This window comes from Mycetocola spongiae, assembly GCF_020424085.1.
Classification (GTDB): Bacteria; Actinomycetota; Actinomycetes; order Actinomycetales; family Microbacteriaceae; genus Mycetocola; species Mycetocola spongiae.
Genome location: NZ_CP080203.1, coordinates 436486 through 457442, shown reverse-complemented (window position 1 = coordinate 457442; position 20957 = coordinate 436486). Strand labels below are relative to the sequence as shown.

Annotated in this window: 19 protein-coding genes; 9 read left to right on the top strand and 10 right to left on the bottom strand. The window is 66.2% G+C overall.

The genetic code is table 11. The features are described from left to right. Positions 1-6 precede the first annotated feature (6 nt). From KXZ72_RS02195 to KXZ72_RS02180, 4 genes are all read left to right on the top strand, one after another. A complete protein-coding gene (locus KXZ72_RS02195) occupies positions 7-603 on the top strand; it encodes a DUF3000 domain-containing protein (RefSeq protein WP_226082109.1) in 597 nt (198 codons plus the stop codon). Next, the gene (locus KXZ72_RS02190; protein WP_226082108.1) at positions 596-1792 is read left to right on the top strand and encodes an HRDC domain-containing protein; all 1197 of its coding nucleotides are present in this window, start codon (positions 596-598) and stop codon (positions 1790-1792) included. Before KXZ72_RS02195 ends, KXZ72_RS02190 begins: the two co-directional genes overlap by 8 nt. Positions 1793-1865: 73 nt before the next feature. Continuing rightward, positions 1866-3062, top strand: a complete 1197-nt coding sequence (locus tag KXZ72_RS02185) for a thiolase family protein (protein ID WP_226082107.1) — start codon at positions 1866-1868, stop codon at positions 3060-3062. Between the two features lie 3 nt (positions 3063-3065). After that, positions 3066-5198 (top strand): 3-hydroxyacyl-CoA dehydrogenase NAD-binding domain-containing protein, encoded by a 2133-nt coding sequence (locus tag KXZ72_RS02180; protein ID WP_226082106.1) that lies wholly within the window; start codon positions 3066-3068, stop codon positions 5196-5198. Positions 5199-5253: 55 nt separating this feature from the next. Here the strand turns inward: KXZ72_RS02180 and KXZ72_RS02175 are convergent, their stop codons facing one another. The 3 genes from KXZ72_RS02175 to KXZ72_RS02165 form a co-directional block, all read right to left on the bottom strand. Then, on the bottom strand, positions 5254-5709 hold the full coding sequence (locus tag KXZ72_RS02175) for a hypothetical protein (RefSeq protein ID WP_226082105.1): 456 nt from the start codon (positions 5707-5709) through the stop codon (positions 5254-5256). An 18-nt stretch (positions 5710-5727) separates the two neighbouring features. Then, complete coding sequence (dxs, locus tag KXZ72_RS02170; protein ID WP_226082104.1) at positions 5728-7680, bottom strand: 1-deoxy-D-xylulose-5-phosphate synthase; 1953 nt, start codon at positions 7678-7680, stop codon at positions 5728-5730. Between the two features lie 276 nt (positions 7681-7956). Continuing rightward, positions 7957-8103, bottom strand: a complete 147-nt coding sequence (locus tag KXZ72_RS02165) for a sigma factor-like helix-turn-helix DNA-binding protein (RefSeq protein WP_264159493.1) — start codon at positions 8101-8103, stop codon at positions 7957-7959. Positions 8104-8150: 47 nt separating this feature from the next. Here KXZ72_RS02165 and KXZ72_RS02160 point away from each other — a divergent pair, with 47 nt between their 5' ends. Continuing rightward, positions 8151-8369 (top strand): hypothetical protein, encoded by a 219-nt coding sequence (locus KXZ72_RS02160; RefSeq protein ID WP_226082103.1) that lies wholly within the window; start codon positions 8151-8153, stop codon positions 8367-8369. A gap of 74 nt (positions 8370-8443) precedes the next feature. Here the strand turns inward: KXZ72_RS02160 and acnA are convergent, their stop codons facing one another. The 4 genes from acnA to dut all read right to left on the bottom strand — a co-directional run bounded on the left by acnA (position 8444) and on the right by dut (position 13384). After that, positions 8444-11197, bottom strand: a complete 2754-nt coding sequence (gene acnA, locus KXZ72_RS02155) for an aconitate hydratase AcnA (protein ID WP_226082102.1) — start codon at positions 11195-11197, stop codon at positions 8444-8446. Positions 11198-11364: 167 nt separating this feature from the next. Beyond that, positions 11365-12159, bottom strand: coding sequence for a DUF3159 domain-containing protein (locus KXZ72_RS02150; protein WP_226082101.1), 795 nt, complete (start codon positions 12157-12159; stop codon positions 11365-11367). A 101-nt stretch (positions 12160-12260) separates the two neighbouring features. Further along, entirely contained in the window at positions 12261-12929 is a 669-nt protein-coding gene (locus KXZ72_RS02145; protein ID WP_226082100.1) for a DUF3710 domain-containing protein, read from the bottom strand. Further along, entirely contained in the window at positions 12926-13384 is a 459-nt protein-coding gene (dut, locus tag KXZ72_RS02140; protein WP_226082099.1) for a dUTP diphosphatase, read from the bottom strand. Before dut ends, KXZ72_RS02145 begins: the two co-directional genes overlap by 4 nt. Positions 13385-13422: 38 nt before the next feature. On the opposite strand from dut, the gene KXZ72_RS02135 reads away from it, so the two are divergent. Then, on the top strand, positions 13423-13887 hold the full coding sequence (locus KXZ72_RS02135) for a DUF3093 domain-containing protein (protein ID WP_226082098.1): 465 nt from the start codon (positions 13423-13425) through the stop codon (positions 13885-13887). Here the strand turns inward: KXZ72_RS02135 and KXZ72_RS02130 are convergent. Further along, complete coding sequence (locus KXZ72_RS02130) at positions 13884-14177, bottom strand: DUF4193 domain-containing protein (protein WP_226082097.1); 294 nt, start codon at positions 14175-14177, stop codon at positions 13884-13886. The genes KXZ72_RS02135 and KXZ72_RS02130 overlap by 4 nt on opposite strands. A 201-nt stretch (positions 14178-14378) precedes the next feature. On the opposite strand from KXZ72_RS02130, the gene sepH reads away from it, so the two are divergent. Beyond that, a complete protein-coding gene (gene sepH, locus KXZ72_RS02125; RefSeq protein WP_226082096.1) occupies positions 14379-15491 on the top strand; it encodes a septation protein SepH in 1113 nt (370 codons plus the stop codon). On the opposite strand, the gene KXZ72_RS02120 is transcribed toward sepH, so the two are convergent. Continuing rightward, on the bottom strand, positions 15488-16570 hold the full coding sequence (locus KXZ72_RS02120) for an alkaline phosphatase family protein (RefSeq protein WP_226082095.1): 1083 nt from the start codon (positions 16568-16570) through the stop codon (positions 15488-15490). The genes sepH and KXZ72_RS02120 overlap by 4 nt on opposite strands. Before the next feature lie 143 nt (positions 16571-16713). Between KXZ72_RS02120 and KXZ72_RS02115 the strand changes: the two genes are divergently transcribed. Further along, complete coding sequence (locus KXZ72_RS02115) at positions 16714-19467, top strand: DNA gyrase/topoisomerase IV subunit A (protein WP_226082094.1); 2754 nt, start codon at positions 16714-16716, stop codon at positions 19465-19467. Between the two features lie 37 nt (positions 19468-19504). Here the strand turns inward: KXZ72_RS02115 and KXZ72_RS02110 are convergent, their stop codons facing one another. After that, on the bottom strand, positions 19505-19981 hold the full coding sequence (locus tag KXZ72_RS02110) for a MarR family winged helix-turn-helix transcriptional regulator (protein ID WP_226082093.1): 477 nt from the start codon (positions 19979-19981) through the stop codon (positions 19505-19507). Positions 19982-20026: 45 nt separating this feature from the next. Between KXZ72_RS02110 and KXZ72_RS02105 the strand changes: the two genes are divergently transcribed. Next, positions 20027-20956 carry a DMT family transporter gene (locus KXZ72_RS02105; RefSeq protein ID WP_226082092.1) on the top strand — a complete coding sequence of 310 codons (930 nt, stop codon included), beginning with the start codon at positions 20027-20029 and terminating at the stop codon, positions 20954-20956. The last annotated feature ends 1 nt before the right edge of the window (position 20957 follow it).

Here is a 20957-nt window from a genome sequence, read left to right as displayed (position 1 = left end):
GCAATCGTGAGTGAGTCAGTAGCGGATCCGGATATCCCCGGCATCTTTCAGGATGCCCTTCGGTCCATCCGCAGCGTTGAGATACGACCGGAACTCGTGGTGCAGGAAATTCCGGCCCCGGAGAACCTAGCCCCCTATTCCTTCGCGCTGGCCGCCGAGGTGCTTGGCGCCACCCGCCCCGATGGTTCCGAGCACGGGCAGGGCCGCTTTGTTCTCCTCTATGACCCCGCCGAGCCCGAGGCCTGGGGCAGCGCATTCCGAGTGATCTGCTTTGTGCAGGCGCCGATCGAGCAGGAGATGGGTGTGGACCCGTTTGTGGCCTCGGTGGCCTGGTCCTGGCTCATCGATGCACTGAACGGTCGTGATGCGAAATTTGGCGCGGCGAGCGGTACCGCCACTAAGGTTATTTCTACAGGATTTGGGGAGCTTGCCGCCCAGGGCGATGGATCTCAACTGGAGCTTCGCGCGTCCTGGTCGCCACACGAATCCCGCCTCGACGCCCACGTCGAGGGCTGGGGCGAACTACTGTGCATGTTGGCGGGCCTCCCCCCGACCGAAGAAGGGGTCACCATGATCAACAGCCGGAGAAGTGCCCGTGGCTGATCGCCACGTCATCACGACCGAGAAGGAATACCGGGCGTCGATCGACGCGATCATCGGCGGAGTGGGCCCCATCGCGGTGGATGCCGAGCGCGCCTCGGGCTATCGCTATTCGCAGCGCGCCTACCTGATCCAGGTATTCCGTCGCGAGGCCGGCATGTTCCTCTTTGATCCGATCGAGATCGGCCCGATGCACGACCTCGGTGCCGCGATCGCCTCCGAGGAGTGGATCCTGCACGCCGCCAGCCAGGACCTCGCGTGCCTGCGCGAGGTGGGCATGGACCCCCTCCGAATCTTTGATACCGAGCTGGCCGCGCGCCTGCTGGGCCTGCCGCGCGTGGGTCTGGGCGCCGTGGTTGAGCAGTTCCTCGGCATTCACCTGGCCAAGGAACACTCCGCGGCCGACTGGTCCACGCGCCCCCTCCCCCAGTCCTGGCTGGAATATGCCGCCCTGGACGTGGAGCTGTTGGTGGATCTGCGCGATGAGGTGGCCGCCCTCCTCGACAGCGAGGAGAAGACCGAGATCGCCCGGCAGGAATTTGATGCCGAGCTGCACCGCGCCCCCGCCGGCCCCAAGGTGGACCCGTGGCGCAAGCTGGCCGGAACACCCTCCGGGCGCAACCGGCAGGTTTTGGCCGTGGCCCGCGAGCTGTGGACCGCGCGCGATACCCTCGCCCGCAAGCGGGATATCGCCCCGGGCAGGCTGGTTCCCGATGCCTCGCTCCAGGCCGCCATTAAGGCCAATCCGCGTACCCGCTCCCAGCTGGCCTCGCTGCGCGCCTTCACGGGCCGCGCGAGCCGCTCCGAGCTGAATACCTGGTGGGCCGCGATCGAGCGCGGACAGGCCGAGACCGAGCTGCCTCCCCTGCGCCTGCGCACCGATTCCCTGCCTCCCATCCGCGCCTGGATCGATAAAAACCCCGAGGCCGATCACCGGCTGAAGGTGGTGCGCCCGCGCATGATCGCCCTCGCCGAGGAGCTGAAGATGCCCGTGGAAAACCTGCTCACGCCGGAGACCCTGCGCCGTCTCGCCTGGAATCCCCCGGCCGAGCCCGGGGCCGAGGGCATCGCCGAGGCCCTCGCCGAATACGGCGCGCGGCCGTGGCAGATTAAAGCTATTGCACAGGTAATCTCTCAGGCCTTTGTAGAAGCACCCCAAATCGAGATCGAGGACAGCGCCGCGGCTTCGTAGGAACCGGCAATTCTCGCCCGGGGGTCCGATTCGATCCGTAGTATCGAATTAATTGATCTCTCAAGGAGGCAGAGTGGCCACGCAAAAAGACGTGTTTTTCGTCGACGGAACCCGTACCCCGTTCGGTCGTGCCGGCGAAAAAGGCATGTACTGGAACACCCGAGCAGACGACCTCGTAGTCAAGGCGATGAGGGGGCTGCTGGAGAGAAATCCGCGCGTCCCCGGCGATCGCATCGATGAGGTGGCGATTGCCGCGACCACCCAGCAGGGCGATCAGGGGCTCACCCTGGGCCGCACCGCCGCGCTCCTCGCGGGCCTGCCCACCACCGTTCCGGGCTTTGCCATCGAACGCATGTGTGCCGGCGCCATGACCGCCGTGAGCACCATCGGCTCGGGCGTGGCCTTTGGCGCCTATGATCTTGCGCTGGCCGGCGGCGTGGAGCACATGGGCCACCACCCGATGGGCGAGGGTGCCGATCCCAATCCGCGTTTCCTCGCCGAGCGCCTGGTGGACCCCGAGGCCCTAAACATGGGCATCACCGCGGAAAACCTGCACGACCGCTTCCCCGCCCTCACCAAGGAGCGCGCCGATCGCTTTGGTATGCGCAGCCAGCAGAAGGTGGCAGCGGCCTATGCCGCGGGCAAGATTCAGCCCGACCTGATCCCCGTGGCGCTGCGCAGCGAGGAGGGCTGGGGCCTGGCCGATACCGATCAGGGCCTGCGCCCCGAGACCACCATGGAGGGCCTTGCCACCCTAAAGACCCCGTTCCGTCCGCACGGCCGGGTCACCGCGGGTAATGCCTCGCCGCTCACCGATGGCGCCACGATCAGCCTGCTCGCGGGCTCCGATGCGGTATCCGAGCTGGGCCTGAGCCCCAAGATGCGCATGGTGAGCTTTGCCTATGCCGGCGTGGAGCCCGAGGTAATGGGCCTGGGGCCCATCCCGTCCACCGAGAAGGCGCTGCGCAAGGCCGGCCTGACCATTCACGATATTGGGCTTTTTGAGCTCAACGAGGCCTTCGCGGTGCAGGTGCTCAGCTTCCAGGACCACTTTGGCATCGAGGACGACGACCCGCGGGTCAACCCCTGGGGCGGCGCCATCGCGTTTGGCCACCCCCTCGCGGCCTCCGGCGTGCGGCTCATGATCCAGCTGGCCGCACAGTTCGCCGAGAACCCCGGCGTGCGCTTTGGCCTCACGGCCATGTGCGTGGGCCTGGGCCAGGGCGGCACCATCATCTGGGAGAACCCCAACTGGAACGGAAAGAAGTAGGTTATGCGCGAATACTCCGGTATCGACTTTCAGCCGCTCGTGGACGCCTCCCCCGATGAGGTGGTCACCCATAGCTTTGTGCGTGATATCACCCTGGAATCGGGTAAGATCTTCGCGCTGATCACGCTTGATAATGGGCGCGACCATACCCGCCCGAATACCTTTGGTGCCCGCACACTCATCGAGCTCGGCGGGGTATTGGATGCGCTCACCGAGCGCGCGGCCCGCGGGGAAATCGCCGGCGTGGGCGTCACGGGTAAGCCGTTTATCCTGGCCGCCGGTGCCGATCTGAGCCGCGTGGACGACCTCAACAGCCACGAGGTTGCACGCATGCTGCCGCAGCTTGGCCACTCGGTTTTCCATAAGCTCTCCACGCTTGGTGTGCCCTCGTTCACGTTTATCAACGGCCTTGCCCTCGGCGGCGGCCTGGAGATCGGCCTGAACTCCGATTACCGCGCGGTGGATGCCACCGCCGCGGGCATCGGCCTGCCCGAGGTTTTCCTGGGGCTCATCCCCGGCTGGGGTGGCTCCTGGTTGCTGCCCAACCTGATCGGCATCGAGAACGCCCTGAAGGTCATCATCGAAAACCCGCTCAAGATGAACCGCATGCTGAAGCCGGCCCAGGTGCTGGAGCTCGGCATCGCCGATGCGCTCTTTGACTCGGCCACGTTCCTCGAGTCCTCGCTGCGCTGGGCTTCGCGCGTGATCGAGGGCACCGAGAAGGTGGAGCGTAAAAATAAGCCCGGCAAGATGGAGCGCCTGGCCAAATGGGATATCGCCATCGGCATTGCCCGCAAAACGCTCGAATCCAAGATCGGCACGGAGCCCGTGGCCCCGTATCTGGCCCTCGACCTCCTCAAGGCGGCCAAAAACACCACGCGCGAGGAGGGATTCCTCCTCGAGGACGAGGCGCTCTCGCGGCTCATCGCGGGAGACCAGTTCCGGGCGTCGATCTACGCGTTTAACCTTGTCCAGAAGCGCGCCAAGCGCCCCGCGGGTGCCCCCGATAAGGCGCTTGCCCGCCGGGTCACCAAGGTGGGTGTGATCGGTGCGGGCCTGATGGCCAGCCAGTTTGCCCTGCTCTTTGTGCGTCGACTTAAGGTGCCGGTGATCATCACCGACCTGGATCAGGCGCGCGTGGATAAGGGCCTCGACTATATCCGCGGCGAGATTTCTGCGCTCGCGGAAAAGGGCCGCATCTCGGCGGATGAGGCAAACCGCCTCGCCTCGCTCATTCATGGCACCACCGATAAGGCCGATTTTGCCGATTGCAGCTGGGTGATCGAGGCGGTGTTTGAGGAGCTGGAGATCAAGCAGAACGTCTTTGCCGATATCGAAAAATACGTCTCCGAGGACACCATCCTCGCCACCAATACGTCCTCACTCTCGGTCGAGAAGATCGGCGCGAAGCTTGCGCATCCCGAGCGCCTCGTGGGCTTCCACTTCTTCAACCCGGTGGCCGTGATGCCACTGATCGAGGTGGTGCGGGCCCCGGCCACCAACGATGCCACGCTCTCCACCGCGATGGTCACCGCCAAAAACCTCCGCAAAAACGCCGTGATCACCCGCGATACCCCCGGGTTTGTGGTTAACCGCGTGCTCGCCGTGCTCCTGGGCGAGGCGATGCGCGCGGTGGACGCCGGCACATCCTTCGAGACCGTGGACCGCGCGCTGGCCCCGCTGGGCCTGCCGATGTCGCCCTCGGCGCTGCTTGACCTGGTGGGCCTGAAGGTGGGCGCCCATGTGCTGGATACCCATGCGCAGGCCTTCCCCGAGCGTTTTTATACCTCGGAGAACCTGCATCGCCTCGCCGATTATGGCACGCTCCTGGAGAAGGACGCCCGGGGCAAGGTCAAGGGCTTTGATAAGGGTGCGCTCAAGCTTGTCGCGGGGGGCAAAAACCCGGTTCCCGCCGAGGAGATTCTGCGTCGTGTGCAGGACGGCCTCGCGGTGGAGATCCACCTGATGCTAGAGGACGACGTGGTACACGCCGCGGAGGACATCGACCTCTGCCTCATCCTGGGTGCCGGTTGGCCATTTATCGACGGCGGCGTCACCCCGTATCTGGACCGGGTGGGGGCCAGCGAACGCACGTTCGGCGGCTCGTTCCACACGCCGCAGATCCGCGGCCTCTAGCAGGCCCCGCAGTCGGCCCCGCAGACTCCCCCGGGAGTGTGCGGGGCCGCCCGCGTTAACGCCGGTTGGCGGCGGGAATGGGCAGGGCGTAGTCCTCCGCATAGCCGCGTACCATAAGGGTCTCGGCATCCAGGGCGCCCGCGGGCAGTTCCAGGCGGGTGATATACGGCCCACCCAGGTCGGCGGTGCATACGCCCAGGAGCGAGGAAGAGCCCACCTCCACCTCCAGGACGCCGGGCTCCACAACGCTCAGGGAGTCCACGCGCGGCGGGCACGAGGAGCTTCCATAATTGCTGATATACAGCACCGCGGGCTCCGCGCTCAGGTCCACGTCCCAGCGCGGCTGCTGCGAGAACTCCATCCCCTCCGCGAAGATCTGCGTGGGCGGCCCCAGGGCTCCCGCGGGCACCCGGGACACCATCTGGCCGGCCGGGCCCGCGCAGGCGCTAACGGCCCAGGCCAGGCCACACGCCGCGAGGGCAAGGATGAGGTTCCGCGTCGTTGCGGGCATCTGCGTGACGCCGTGGCCCTAGTTGGCGATCGCGCCGAGATCGGGGCTCGTGGCAGGATGCGGGTCATCGCCATCGGGACGGGCCACGGGAATGCGGCTACCCAGCACCTGCGCCACAACATCGCGCGCGATCTGCTGGCCCGTGAGGCCGGCATCCTCGAGGATCTGCTCGCGCGTGGCGTGATCGATGAACTCATCGGGCAGGCCCAGCTCATCCACCGCGGTATCCACCCCGGCGCGGCGCAGCTCCTGGCGGATCCGCGTGCCGATGCCACCCACGCGCACGCCATCCTCGATGGTGATCACGAGGCGGTGATCCCGGGCCAGGTCCACGATGCTCGCCGGGACCGGCACCACCCAGCGCGGATCCACCACCGTGGCACCGATGCCCTGATGCCGCAGCCGTTCGGCCACATCCAGCCCAATTTCCGCCATGGTTCCCACCGTGACGATGAGCACATCGGCGCGCCCGCCCTCGGCGAGGATATCCACGCCATCGGCGGTGCGGCGCAGCGCGGGGATCTCCGCGATCGCGGTGCCCTTGGGATAGCGCAGCACGGTGGGGGCGTCGTTTATCGCGAGGGCCTCGGCGAGTTCCTCACGCAGGCGAATTGCATCGCGCGGCGCGGACAGGCGGATGCCGGGGATGACCTGCAGGATCGAGAGGTCCCAGATGCCATGATGCGAGGGCCCGTCGGGGCCGGTCACCCCGGAGCGGTCCAGCACAAACGTGACGCCCGCGCGGTGCAGCGCCACATCCATCAGGATCTGATCAAACGCACGGTTCACAAACGTGGCATAGAGCGCCACGACGGGATGCAATCCGCCATAGGCCAGACCGGCCGCGCTGGTCACGGCATGCTGCTCGGCGATACCCACATCGTGGACGCGTTCCGGATAGCGCTCGGCAAAGCGATGCAGGCCGGTGGGGCGCAGCATGGCCGCGGTGATGGCCACAACCCGCTCATCCGCTCCCCCGAGTTCCACCAGGGCCTCGCTGAATACGCCTGTCCAGCTCTGCGCGGAGCTTGTGGCCAGCGCCATGCCCGTGGTGGGATCAATCTTGCCCACGGCATGGAACTGATCGGCCTTATCCTCCAGGGCCGGGCCATAACCGCGGCCCTTTTCCGTGATCGCATGCACGATCACCGGAGCGCCATAGTTTTTGGCCTGGGTCAGCGCCTCCTCCATCGCCACGAGGTCGTGGCCATCGATCGGGCCGATGTACTTAATATCGAGGTTTGAATAGAGAGCCTCGTTATCGCTCGCGCGGGACAGGAAGCCGTGGGTTCCCCCGCGCACACCACGATAAAACGCGCGGCCCGGGCCGCCCAGGCGGTTAAAGAACCGCTCGCTCTTGCGGTGCAGATTGCGATAGGAGCGGCGGGTACGCACGTCATTGAGGAAGCGGGCCATACCGCCGATGGTGGGCGCATAGGAACGGCCATTATCGTTCACGATAATGACCATGCGACGGGCGTTATCGTCCGTCATATTATTCAGCGCTTCCCAGGTCATGCCGCCGGTCAGGGCGCCATCGCCCACCACCGCGACCACCGTGCGCTTATCCTGGCCGGTCATCCCAAAGGCGCGGGAGATTCCATCGGCCCAGCTCAGCGAGCTGGATGCGTGGGAGCTCTCGACGATATCGTGCTCGGATTCGGCGCGCTGCGGATAGCCGGCGAGGCCGCCGCGCTCGCGCAGATGCGAGAAGTCCTGGCGCCCGGTGAGCAGCTTATGCACATAGGACTGATGCCCGGTATCAAAGATGATCGGGTCATTGGGTGAGTCAAATACCCGGTGGATGGCCATGGTGAGCTCCACCACGCCCAGGTTTGGGCCGAGGTGTCCGCCCGTGAGGGAGACCTTTTCGACGAGGAACTCGCGGATCTCGGTGGCCAGCTGCTCCAGCTGTTCGGTGCTGAGTGCATCAAGATCGCGCGGCGACGATATGGTCTCTAGAACGGTCATGACACTCCTCAGCTGGCCGCGGGTATCGGAACACCCACGAAATATCTCTCGGAATAACCCGAACGGCTAGTTTACGCGATCACCCCCCGCATTGCGCGAATGGCCGCGCCACCCCAACGGGGGTAGCGGCGTGCCGCGACGCCATTTTCCCGAAAATACCCGGGGCGGCTGCGGCGCGCGGGGCGTGGAAGGTCTCCGGGCCGGGCATGCGCGGCGGGATAACCGCGGGCTCGCGAACCCGGGCGCGGGCAAAACCGACATGCCCAATAGACCGACTCAGCATGCCGCGTTGCCCGGGCCGGCCCGGCGCAGGTCCGCCAGTTCGGCACACAGCCGCGTGCGCGCGCGGTGGAGCCGCGATTTCACGGTGCCGGGTGGGATGCCCAGTATCCGTGCGGCAGCGGCGGTTGATCGCTCCTCCACGAGGCACAGCCGCAAAACAGCATGTTCCGCGGGGGGAAAGCTGCGCGATGGCAGCGGCGCCCGAACGGCGCTCCCTGGACGCGCTGATCGCCGCCTGGCGCGTGGGCCTGCGGAGCATCATCACGATCCCCTGCCGGGGCACCCATACCCGGGTGATCGGCCCCTCCACCCTCCTGGTGACGGCGGCCAGCCGCCGCGATCCCACCACCTATAGCGCCGCGCTGCACGAATTCCGCGGCAAATACGAGGCCAACTCACGGTGGTGAGCCCGCCCCCGGGTACGGAAAATGCCGGGCGGGGTTTCCCCCGCCCAGCATTTTAGCTATCCGACGTATTATCCCTAGCCGACGAGGCTACGCAGCACGTACTGCAGGATTCCGCCGTTGCGGTAATAATCGGCCTCACCGGGGGTATCGATGCGCACGATGGCATCAAACTCGATGGGCTCCTTGCCCGCGGGCGAGTCGACACTCGGGGTGGCGATCACGCGCACGGTCTCGGGGGTGATGCCCTCGTTGAGCTTCTCCACGCCGATGATCGAAACAACCTCGGTGCCGTCCAGGCCCAGGTCGCCCGCGGACTTGCCGGCGGGGAACTGCAGCGGCACAACGCCCATACCGATCAGGTTCGAGCGGTGGATACGCTCGAAGCTCTCGGCGATCACGGCGTGCACACCGAGCAGCGAGGTGCCCTTGGCGGCCCAGTCGCGGCTCGAACCCGAACCGTACTCCTTGCCGGCGAAGATCACCAGCGGGGTTCCGGCGGCCTGATAGTTCTGCGAGGCGTCATAGATGAACGACTGCGGGCCACCGGCCTGGGTGAAGTCGCGGGTATAACCACCCTCAACATCGGTCAGCAGCTGGTTGCGCAGACGGATATTGGCGAAGGTTCCACGGATCATGATCTCGTGGTTTCCGCGACGCGAGCCATAGGAGTTGAAGTTACCGCGGCTCACACCGTGCTCGGTGAGGTAGCGTCCGGCGGGGGTATCCGCCTTGATCGCACCGGCCGGGCTGATGTGGTCGGTGGTGACCGAATCGCCGAGCTTCGCAAGAACGCGGGCGTTAGCGATATCGGTGACCGGGGTCAGCTCCATGGTCATGCCGTCAAAATACGGGGGCTTGCGCACATAGGTGGACTCATCGTCCCACTCAAACGTGGCACCCACGGGCGTGGGCAGCGAACGCCAGCGCTCGTCACCGTCGAAGACACCGGCATACTGCTTATCAAACATGGCGGTATCGATCGAGTCGTCGATGACCTGCTGAACCTCGGCGGCATCGGGCCAGATATCGGCCAGGTAGACGTCGTTGCCGTCGTGGTCCTTACCCAGCGAGTCCTTCTCGAAGTCGAAGCTCATCGAGCCGGCGAGGGCATAGGCGATCACCAGCGGCGGCGAGGCCAGGTAGTTCATCTTCACGTCGGGGTTGATGCGACCCTCGAAGTTGCGGTTACCCGAGAGGACGGCCGTGACGGCGAGGTCGTTCTCGTTTACTCCCGCGGAGATCTCATCGAGCAGCGGGCCGGAGTTACCGATACAGGTGGTGCAGCCATAACCCACGAGATAGAACCCGAGGTCCTCGAGGTAGCCGTTCAGGCCGGCCTTCTCGTAGTAGTCGGTGACAACCTTGGAGCCCGGCGCCAGGGTGGTCTTCACCCAGGGCTTGGACTTCAGGCCCAGCTTGCTCGCGTTGCGGGCCAGCAGACCCGCGGCCATCATGACCGAGGGGTTGGACGTATTGGTGCAGGAGGTGATGGCGGCGATGGCCACGGCACCGTGGTCGAGCGTGAACTCGGTGCCATCGGCGAGGGTCACCGGGGTGGGCGTCGAGGCCACCTTGGGGGCGGCCGACACCAGTGCCTGCTCGAGCGCGTGCGCCGGAACGGTGGGGTCGGTGGGCTTGGTATATACCGGCAGGTCGTTTTCGAACTGCGATTTTGCGGCCGAGAGCTCGATGCGGTCCTGCGGGCGCTTCGGGCCGGCGATCGACGGTACAACCGTGCCGAGGTCCAGCTCCATGTACTCGCTGTAGACGGGCTCCACGGAGGCGTCGTGCCACAGGCCCTGGATCTTCGAATAGGCCTCCACGAGGGCGACCTGCTCGGCGCTGCGGCCGGTCAGGCGCAGGTAGTCGAGGGTGACGTCATCGATCGGGAAGACGGCGGCGGTGGAGCCAAACTCGGGGCTCATATTTCCGATGGTGGCGCGGTTGGCCAGCGGCACGGCGGTCACGCCGGCACCGTAGAACTCCACAAACTTGCCCACAACACCGTGTGCGCGCAGCATCGAGGTGATGGTGAGTACCACGTCGGTGGCGGTCACGCCGGCGGGGATCGAGCCGGTGAGCTTAAAGCCAACCACCTTGGGGATCAGCATCGATACGGGCTGGCCGAGCATCGCGGCCTCGGCCTCGATGCCACCCACGCCCCAGCCGAGCACACCCAGGCCGTTGACCATGGTGGTGTGCGAGTCGGTACCCACGCAGGTATCGGGGTAGGCCTGCAGCACGCCGCCCACCTCGCGGGTCATGGTGACGCGGGCGAGGTGCTCGATGTTGACCTGGTGCACGATACCGGTTCCCGGGGGAACCACCTTGAAGTCGTCAAATGCGGTCTGGCCCCAGCGCAGGAACTGGTAACGCTCGCCGTTGCGCTCGTATTCGATCTCCACGTTGCGCTCGAAGGCATCGGCCTGGCCGAAGAGGTCGGCGATCACGGAGTGGTCGATGACCATCTCGGCGGGGGCGAGCGGGTTGATCTTGGTGGGGTCTCCACCGAGGTCGGAGACGGCCTCACGCATGGTGGCAAGGTCCACGATGCAGGGCACGCCGGTGAAGTCCTGCATGACCACGCGGGCCGGGCTGAACTGGATCTCGGTATTGGGCTCCGCGGTGGGGTCCCAGTTTCCGAGGGCCTCGATCTGCGCGGCGGTGATGTTCTTGCCATCCTCGGTGCGCAGGAGGTTTTCCAGGAGCACCTTCAGGCCGAAGGGAAGTTTCTCGTACCCCTTGACGGAGTCGGTGCGGAAGATCTCGTAGTCGGTACCACCGACTACGAGGGTCTGCTTCGCCCCAAAGCTATTTACGGTAGACACAGCGTGTTCTCCTTTTACCTAGTCAGGCGCGCCCGCACCTGCTGTCAGGGCATCTCCCGCGGCCGCAACGCCGCGGAATTCCCTCGGGCACGCGAATCGCGCGACTAAGGGTGTCCTTATTTATCTTGATATCGAGATAATTCTATCAGCTTTCCGACACCGTGTAGTTATTCTGCCGTATCGGCGCGGCGATATACCGAGCGCACAATAAGCCAGGTGACCACCAGAATGGGCGCATAGAGCGGCAGTCCCATGGCGATCCGGGTGATCCCCAGCCAGACGGTATCCTCGGCCAGATAAAACGGCAGCTGCACCGCGAGGCGGGCGAGGAACATCGCAACCCAGAGCCCGGTCAGCGCCTGCATGATGCGCCGCTTTGCGCGCTGCGCACGCCAGGCCGTGCCATCGCCCATCAGGAAGCCGGCCACGAGGCCGATCAGGGGCCAGCGCACGAGCATCGAGATGATCAGCGCCAGCGCATATCCGCCGTTGATATAAAAACCGATCAGGAAGTTATTCTCGGGCTTGCCTGTCCACAGCGCGAGCGCCGCGGAGGCCACAACCCCCACCAGCCCGCCAATCGCGGCGGTAATCGGGGTCTTCCCGATCACGCGCGCCACGGTGGCCAGCAGCGCAATTGCCACCGATACCCCGGCCGCCCAGGGCAGCGATTGGGTGGTGGTATAGACGATCACAAAAACCAGCCCGGGCACGATGGCCTCGAAGATTCCCCGGATTCCCCCGATGGCCGAGAGCAGCGAGGAGGCCGAGAGGGTCTCCCCCGCGGCCAGCTCACCCAGACCGGATTTGCGCGCGGCCTCGGCCAGGCTCTTGCCCAGGGTCGCGGCGGCATCCTCCGGAATAACCTCGGGCAGGTGCTCCCGCGCGTCCGGATGAACGGGCGAGGAATTCTCGGTGGGGCTTTTATCCTCGGGCGTGGCCGGGGTCTGCGGATCCGTCATGGGTCAGTCCTTCTGGGAGAAAAAAGCGGCCGGGGCGGGAGGGATCGGGTCGGTTACCCCGCGATTCCTCCCACTCCGGCCAACGATGGGTGCGCTGTGGCCTATTCGGCGCCCGGCGCGACGGGCATCTTCAGCGCCAGCAGATCGCGCGGCGGCATCGGCGTATTGCCGCGCACCACCACAACGCTGCGGAACAGATCGTCGATCGCGTCGATTGCGGCGGTGGCGCCCTGTTCGGCACCGGCGCCGGCAATCACGCCGCGCAGGAACCAGCGGGGACCATCCACGCCGATGAAGCGTGCGGCGCGCGCGCCGCCCGGGTTTTCCTTGGTGGTGGTGCCGGGAAGGGTGGCAAAAAGCTCGGGCCCCAGTTCGGTCTCCACCTCGATCACCTCTCCGCCCTGGGCGGCGATGCCCGTGCGGATCTGCTCGCGGGTCTCGTGCCACAGGCCCGCGCTGCGCGGTGCGGCAAAGGCCTGCACCTGAAGCGTGGAACCGGCATAGTCGAGGCCCACGGCCACGATGCGCTGGGTGGATTCCTCCACCTCGAGGCGCAGGTTCAGGCCCTCGCGGGGAAGAATCTTCACACCGCCCAGATCGATATAGGGGCGAACCGGGTTCGCCTCCTCCTCGTCATAGGGACCCGCGGAGGCGCGATCGGCGGGGGCCGATTTGGCCTCCTGATCAAATTCCTCCTCGATGGTCTCCTCGACCTCGGGGCTGGTTTCGGCAACCTCCACGGAGGTCTCCTCGGCCTTATTCTTTTTCATCGCTGTACTCCTGTCTGGTTCTGACCATATCCGGTTGAGCCGAAGCCGGTTGCGCCGCGCGCGGTTTCCGGCAGCGTGTCCACGGGAATGAACCGTGCCCGGGTGACCGGCATGATCACCATCTGCGCGATGCGATCGCCCACGGCGATACTGTACGGCGTCTCGGGGTCGGTATTCAACAGGATGACCTTGATTTCACCGCGATACCCCGAATCCACCGTGCCCGGGGAGTTCACCACGGTGATTCCGTGTTTCGCGGCGAGGCCGCTGCGGGGCACCACAAACGCGGCATATCCCTCGGGCAGGGCGATTGACACCCCGGTGCCCACGAGGGCGCGCGCGCCGGGCTGCAAAATGAGGGCTTCGGAGGACACCAGATCGGCTCCGGCATCACCCGCCTGCGCATACTGGGGCGGTACGGGGGCGATAATGGGTATATCAACGCTTTCGGTCACAGATCGAGGGTAGTGCAGAACTCTGAATGAATTGAGCCATGACACATTTCCATGAACGGCTGTGGCCGTCCCCCATGATGTTTATTGCCACCGCTCTGGTGATTCCCGCGAGCATCCTCGTGATGTTCCCCATCTCGCTCCTGGCCGGCTATATCGTCGCCGCGGTGCTCTATCTGGGGTGCGTCGCGCTGCTGCTGCTGATGGCGCCCACGGTATCGCTCAACGACGGCGAGCTGCGCGCCGGACGGGCACGCATTCCCGTCACGATGCTCGGCGAGGCCGAGGCATTTATCGGCGAGGAGGCCGCTCAGAAGCGCGGACCCGAGCTGAATGCGCGCGCCTATTTCCTAATTAACGGCTGGGCCAAGCAGGTGGTACAGGTTCCGGTTCTGGATGAGAACGATCCCGCACCGTACTGGCTGATCTCCACCCGCCGGGCAAAAGAATTGGCCGCCGCGATCAATAGATCACGACGGCCGGAAACGCTTAAGCCGAGGGGCTAGGCTGCGCACTCCACGCAGACAGGGCCCAGCTTCGTTTCGTGGTCGATCTGCGAGCGGAACTTCACGAGGAAGCACTCGACGCAGGTGAATTCATCCGCCTGGGGAGGCAGGACGACCACGTCCAGATCGAGGTCGGAGAGATCGGCTCCCGGCAGCTCAAAGCCGCCCGGGTTATCCGCGTCCTCGACATCTACGGCACCCGAAAGCTTATCCGGCACGCGCTCCTTGAGTGCTTCGATCGATTCAGAATCGTCGTCGCTCTTGCGGGGTGCGTCGTAATCCGTTGCCATGTTTATCCACTTCTATTCGCCAATACCGAACTGAATCGGCGGCCATAGTTTGCATCAATCTAGGCGCAATAGCAAACCGAGCCCCGGCTTTTCTCAGGGAATTCCCGGGATACCGCGGCGCGCCCGCAGGAATCCGCGGAAAGCACCCGGTTCATGGCACGATAAGACTCAGGATTTCTGAGGGCGAAAGAGGCATGTGACATGCAGGATTTGAAGGTTATCGGTGTCGAGGACGGCGCCCTGATTGCCGCAGCCGAAAACGGCGATCGCTACCGCCTCGTAATCGACGAGGTATTGCAGTCGCAGCTGCGCCGCATGAAGACCACCCCCACCGCCACCCCGGCGCTGCGCCCGCGCGAAATTCAGGCGCAGATTCGGGCGGGCCTCTCGGCCGCCGAGGTGGCCGAGCTCACCGGGGCCGACCTGGACTATATCCAGCGCTTCGAGGGCCCCATCCTGGCCGAACGCGAGCATATGGTGGTCGCGGCACTGAGCGTGCCCGTGGTGGCCGCGATCGAGCCCGGCGCCGAGCTGGAGGATGCCACGTTTGGGGCGGCCATTCGCGCCCGTCTGGAATCCCTCGGTGCCGAGGGTGAGCGCTGGACCAGCTGGAAGGACGAGGAGGAGGGCTGGATCATTAAGCTCTCGTTCACGGCCAACCGGGTAGATCACGACGCACGCTGGTCCTTCGAGGCCAAGCGGCATATCCTCACCCCCAATAACAGCGAGGCGATCACGCTCTCCAAGCAGGGTGAGCTGCCGGCCCAGCTGATTCCGCGGCTGCGCGCCGTGGAGACCGCCGAGGACCCCGCGGATGCCCGCTTTGATAGCGGAGCCTTCTCCCCCGTGACCGAGCCCGTGGACCCCGCGGTTATCGAGGCGGCGGCCCGGGTGGTGCCCGCGGGCAGCAATGCGGCGGCCGATGCGGCGATCAACCGCGCCGAGGCGCGCGATGACGACGGCAATCAGCACACCGCGGATCTCCTGCAGGCGCTGCGCAAGCGGCGCGGGGAGCGCGAGAGCCGCGCCGAGCGCGAGGCCCGCCTGGAAAGCGATCAGCGCCTCGCTGCGGCCCGCGATGCCGAGACCGGCTTTGGTCTTCGCCCCGTGGACGTGCCGCTGGAAAACTTTGAGACGCTCGCGGGCGATGCGACCCCCGCGGCCGAGGGTGAGCCCGAGGCCGTGATCGAGGCCGTCGAGACTCCCCCGGCCCATGTGGGCGACGATACCGCGGCGATCCGAAACCGGCGCGGGCGCAAGGCGATGCCGTCCTGGGACGAGATCGTCTTTGGCGCCCGCACCGACGAGGACTAGGCGCTATACGCCCCGGCCAGGATCCAGGGCACCTGGCTCTCCTCCTCGGAGAGCGACCCGTGCTGGCCGATCATGCCGCGAGAGCGCTGATCGGCCGGGCGGGAATCATAATAAACAACACGCTTTCGGGCGGCGATAATCAGATCGCCGATGCGCGGGGCAACCTCGGGGTCCACCTCGCCAAACTGTCCCGAGGCGATGGCCTCCTCGCGCGTGCTAATCCGGGCGCGATGACCCTCCTCCGCGATCCAGCGCTCGCGCACGGCCTCCCGCTGATCGGCGGTGGCCTCCGGCTGGAAATAGAGGTGGCGCATGCGCGGTTCCCCGCCGATATGGCGCACGTGGTCCACGAGGCCCGGCTTGTGATCAAATAAAATCTGTGCGTGCTCGGGCACATCCACGCTGCCGTGATCGGCGGTGAGCACGAGCCCCACGTCCCGGGGCAGCGCGGAGACGCAGCGGCGCACAGCGGAGTCCACCTCCTCGAGTGCGTGCAGCCACTCCTCGGATTCCCAGCCCGCGCGGTGGCTGATCTGATCCAGCTCGGGAATATAGAGATATACCAGGCTGCGGCCCGATCGCACCTCCGCCGCGGCGGCCTCAAAGCGCTCCGCGATGGTCTGCGCGGCCACATAGCGGGCGCCGCGCAGGACGGCGCGGCTGAACCCGGTATCGGCATAGCGGGCGGGGCCCACCGCAATCGCGTCGATCCCCTCCTCCCGCGCGCACTCAAAACCGGTGCGGGCGCGCTGCCACGTTGCCGGGTCCATGCCCGCGTCCCAGCCGGTCAGCTGATTCACGATGCGGTCCCCCGCGGGATCCAGCGCCTCATAACCCACGAGGCCGTGCCGGCCCGGAAGGACACCGGTGGTGATCGTGGCCAGTGCCGCGGCCGTGGTGCTGGGAAATACCGAGGCGATCGAGCGCACCTTGGTGGCCGTCAGGAAGCGGGCATAGGAGGAACTCGCGCGCAGCTGTTGCGCCCCCAGCCCATCCACGACAACCAAAATGGCCGAACGCGCACTCAAAAGTGACAGTGTGGAGCGCTCGCCCCGAAGCGAGGCCAGTATATTGGGCATGACATCGGCAAGGCTTCGGGTTTCGGGGCCGCGTGTCGGTAGCATTGTAACCATCGGTGTAAGTCTGGCACAGAGTCGGGCCACACCATCGTCCCCACGCTCTCCCGCGGGCCCCAGGCCCGCGTCTTCTCCGGAAATAAGGAATGACCCGAAAAGATAGCACCGCCGCAGGCGACCCCGTGAACGACCGCATCCTCGACGTGGATGTGGCCGAGGAGATGCAGGGGTCGTTCCTCGAGTATGCATACTCGGTGATCTATTCGCGCGCACTCCCCGATGCCCGCGATGGCATGAAGCCCGTGCAGCGGCGCATCCTGTATCAGATGGCCGAGATGGGCCTGCGCCCCGATCGTGGGCACGTGAAGTCAGCGCGCGTGGTCGGCGAGGTCATGGGTAAGCTCCACCCGCACGGCGACTCGGCGATCTACGATGCCCTGGTGCGCCTCTCGCAGTCGTTCACCCTGCGCCTGCCGCTCGTGGATGGCCACGGAAACTTCGGCTCCCTGGACGACGGCCCGGCCGCCTCGCGTTATACCGAGGCCCGCCTGGCCCCCGCGGCACTGGCCATGACCGAGGACCTCGACGAGGACGTCGTGGACTTCATCCCCAATTACGATAATCAGTTCCTGCAGCCCGCCGTGCTGCCGGCCGCCTATCCAAACCTGCTGGTTAACGGCGCGAGCGGTATCGCCGTGGGTATGGCCACCAATATGGCCCCGCATAACCTCGTGGAGGTGATCGGCGCGGCCCGGCACCTGCTGGAGAACCCGCGCGCCACCCTCGAGGACCTGATGGCCTATGTGCCCGGACCCGATCTGCCCACCGGTGGCACCATCGTGGGCCTGGACGGCGTGAAGGATGCCTATACCTCGGGCCGCGGCAGTTTCCGCACCCGCGCCCGCGTGAGCGTGGAAAACCTCACCCCGCGCAAGAAGGGCCTTGTGGTCACGGAGCTGCCGTATCTGGTGGGCCCCGAGCGCGTGATCGAGCGCATCAAGGACGGCGTGAACGCCAAGAAGCTCTCCGGCATCTCCGATGTCACGGATCTGACCGACCGCACCAATGGGCTGCGCCTCGTGATCGGCATCAAGACCGGCTTCAGCCCCGAGGCGGTGCTGGAACAGCTCTACCGCTATACGCCGCTCGAGGATGGCTTCAGCATTAATAACGTGGCCCTCGTGGACGGTAGCCCGCAGACCCTGGGCCTGCGGGAGCTGCTCCAGGTCTATGTGGATCACCGCATCCAGGTGGTCACGCGCCGCTCCAAATATCGCCTCGCGCGCCGCCGCGAACGCCTGCACCTGGTGGAGGGTCTACTCGTGGCGATCCTCGATATCGACGAGGTCATCCAGGTGATTCGCGCAAGCGATGACACCGATACCGCACGCAAAAAACTGCGCGAGGTTTTTGACCTGTCCACGCTCCAGGCCGAATATATTTTGGAATTGCGCCTGCGCCGCCTCACCAAGTTCTCGCGCATGGAGCTGGAAACCGAGCGCGATGAACTGCTCGCACAGATCGCCGTGCTCGAAAAGCTGCTGAGCTCCAATCGCCGCATCCGCACCCAGGTCTCGAAGGAGCTTGAGGGTGTCTCGGATCGTTTTGGCACGCCGCGGCGCACGATGCTCACCGAGGCCGCACCGAGCATCGCCGGATCCGCGCGCAAGAAGGCCGGAGTGGTCCTCGAGGTGGCCGATACCCCGTGCACGGTCTTCCTCAGCAGCACCGGCCGCATCCTGCGGGTGGATCGCCCCGAGGGCGAGGATCCGGGCATCAGCGCCCCTGCCCGCCGTGCCAAACACGACGCTATCGCCACGGTCCTGGAGACCACCAGCCGCACCGAGATCGGGGCGATCACCAATACGGGTCGCCTGATCCGATTCACCCCGGTGGATCTGCCCGCGGCCCCGGCCACGTCGATCCACCTCACGGCGGGCGTGAAGGTTGCCGACTATATCGGCCTGACCGATAAGAAGGAGCGCGTCCTGGCGCTGGTGGACCTGGGCTCCGAAAACCCGGTGGCGCTGGGTACCGCACTCGGTGTGGTCAAGCGCGTCACGCCCAATGCCTGGCCCAATAAACCCGATTTTGAGGTCATCTCCCTGAAGAAGGGCGATGAGGTAGTGGGCGTGGCCCAGCCCGGCGAGGAGGAGGAGCTGATTTTTGTGACCTCCGATGCCAAGCTCCTGCACTTCTCCGCCGCATCGGTGCGCCCGCAGGGGGCACCCGCCGGCGGCATGGCCGGCGTGGCCCTCGTAGGCAATGCCCGGGTGCTGTTTTTTGGGGCGGCACCGCATGCCGAGAATATTATGGTCACCACCATCTCGGTGGCCGAGGGCACCATCCCGGGCACCGATCCGGGCCGAGCCAAGACGTCCACCTTCGCCGATTTCCCGGCGAAGGGCCGCTCCACCGGGGGTGTGCGCGCACACTCGTTCCTCAAGGGCGAATCGCATCTGGAGCTCGCATGGGTGGGCCCCGATCCGGTCCGCGCACTGGGGGCCGATGGCGGGACCCGCACGCTTCCGGAACCGGTGAATCGCCGCGATGCCTCGGGTACCGCGCTGGATCAGGTCGTGGCCTTCCTGGGCCGCGCGATCCAGCCGCAGGCCCCCGCGGGCGCCCCCGGCGCCCCGGACGGCGGGGAGGATAATCCCCCGCCCGCGCCGGAGGAGGAGGATCTGATCCGGATCCCTGCCCGCGCCTCCAGCCGACCGCGTCAGCCCCTGGGGCAGACCGAGGAGGGCGAGGACGCCATCATCACGGTGACCGAGGCGCAGACGGTATCCCTGGAGACCCCCGCGGAAAAGCCGGCCCCCAAGCGAGCGCCGCGCGCCCGCAAGGCCCCGGCCACATCCGCCACCGAGGTGGGGCTCGACCTGGATCTTCCCGAGTAGTTCACTGCCGGGGCCCGCGGGCCCCGGCGGTTCCCGCTTAGGGCTCCAGCAGGTCCAGCAGCGTGCACAGCTGCTCGCGCTGCTCGGGGCTCAGCCGGGCGAGGATCTTTTCCTCGGTGTGCAGGTGTTCCGGCAGTGCCGCCTCGATGCGCGAGCGCCCCTCCACGGTGAGCCGCACCCGCACCCCGCGGCGGTCCTCGGGATCGGGTAGCCGCTCGATCAGGCCGGCGGCGGCAAGCCGGTTGAGCCGCTGCGCCACGGCACTGGTGGTGATCATCGCACTCTCGGCCAGGTGCCGGGGCGAGAGCTCATAGGGGTCCCCCGCGCGCAGGAGCGTGGCGAGCACGTCAAAGGAGGCGGCGTCCAGCCCGTGCCGGGTGAATGTGCGCGCGAGGCGGGTATCAACGAGTGCACCGAGGCGTCCCAACCTGCCGATGACGGCCATCGGGGATACGTCCAGATCGGGGCGCTCGCGCCGCCACTGTTCCAGGATCTGCTCTATGCCGTGGGTCATGGATCCAGGCTAGCATTTAACTAAGCACTTAGCTATATTAGCTAAGTGCTTAGTAAAAACTCGTTGCTCTATGCAACCACCGCCTATGCCCCGCTGATCTGGGGCGCGACCTATATCATCACCTCCCAGATGCTGCCGCCCGGAACGCCGCTACTGGACGCCGTGCTGCGCGCCCTGCCCGCGGGGCTGCTCCTGCTCGCCCTCACCCGCACACTCCCGCGCGGGTCCTGGTGGTGGCGCTCACTGGTTTTGGGCACGCTGAATATCGGCGCGTTTTTTGCGCTCCTATTCATCGGGGCGACCCTGCTGCCGGGAGGGGTCGCCGCGACCCTCGGCGCCATCCAGCCACTACTGGTCTCCCTCCTCGCCCACGGCCTGCTCGGGGAAAAACTGAGCACACGCCGCGTCCTGGCCGCGCTCCTCGGGATGCTCGGCGTGGGCCTGCTGGTGCTCCAGGCCCAGGCCCGGCTTGATCCCCTCGGCGTGCTTGCCGCGCTCGGCGGCGCGGTCTCGATGGCGCTGGGCGTGGTGCTCTCCAAGCGCTGGGGCCAACCCGCCCGACCGCTGGCGACCACCGCCTGGCAGCTGATCTGGGGCGGGATCGTGCTCCTTCCGGCCCTGTTTCTCGTGGAGGGCCTGCCCACCACCCCGCTGACCCCGCTAAACCTCTGGGGATTTGCGCTGCTCTCGTTGGCGGGCACCGCCCTGGCCTATGCGCTGTGGTTTCGGGGCATCTCCCGGCTTCCCGTTTCACGCACCGCGTTTCTGGGGCTGCTGAGCCCGCTCTCCGCGGTGCTCCTGGGCTGGATTATCCTCGGCCAATCCCTCAGCCCCGGCCAGCTCTGCGGCGCCGCACTGGTCATTCTGGCGCTCGCCTGGGCGATCGTTCCGCCACGACGGCGGACCCGATCCGACAGCGCCACACCACCCCCGTTTGGGGTCCTCCCTTTGGAGGACTGTGCCAAAATCCGGTGAT

Coding starts and splice junctions, on each gene's coding strand:
- sepH (WP_226082096.1), top strand. CDS start 14,379: ATGCAGGATTTGAAGGTTATCGGTGTCGAGGACGGCGCCCTGATTGCC.
- KXZ72_RS02160 (WP_226082103.1), top strand. CDS start 8,151: ATGGCAGCGGCGCCCGAACGGCGCTCCCTGGACGCGCTGATCGCCGCC.
- KXZ72_RS02145 (WP_226082100.1), bottom strand. CDS start 12,929: ATGAAAAAGAATAAGGCCGAGGAGACCTCCGTGGAGGTTGCCGAAACC.
- KXZ72_RS02135 (WP_226082098.1), top strand. CDS start 13,423: ATGACACATTTCCATGAACGGCTGTGGCCGTCCCCCATGATGTTTATT.
- dxs (WP_226082104.1), bottom strand. CDS start 7,680: ATGACCGTTCTAGAGACCATATCGTCGCCGCGCGATCTTGATGCACTC.
- KXZ72_RS02130 (WP_226082097.1), bottom strand. CDS start 14,177: ATGGCAACGGATTACGACGCACCCCGCAAGAGCGACGACGATTCTGAA.
- KXZ72_RS02110 (WP_226082093.1), bottom strand. CDS start 19,981: ATGACCCACGGCATAGAGCAGATCCTGGAACAGTGGCGGCGCGAGCGC.
- KXZ72_RS02115 (WP_226082094.1), top strand. CDS start 16,714: ATGACCCGAAAAGATAGCACCGCCGCAGGCGACCCCGTGAACGACCGC.
- KXZ72_RS02180 (WP_226082106.1), top strand. CDS start 3,066: ATGCGCGAATACTCCGGTATCGACTTTCAGCCGCTCGTGGACGCCTCC.
- KXZ72_RS02120 (WP_226082095.1), bottom strand. CDS start 16,570: ATGCCCAATATACTGGCCTCGCTTCGGGGCGAGCGCTCCACACTGTCA.
- KXZ72_RS02175 (WP_226082105.1), bottom strand. CDS start 5,709: ATGCCCGCAACGACGCGGAACCTCATCCTTGCCCTCGCGGCGTGTGGC.
- KXZ72_RS02150 (WP_226082101.1), bottom strand. CDS start 12,159: ATGACGGATCCGCAGACCCCGGCCACGCCCGAGGATAAAAGCCCCACC.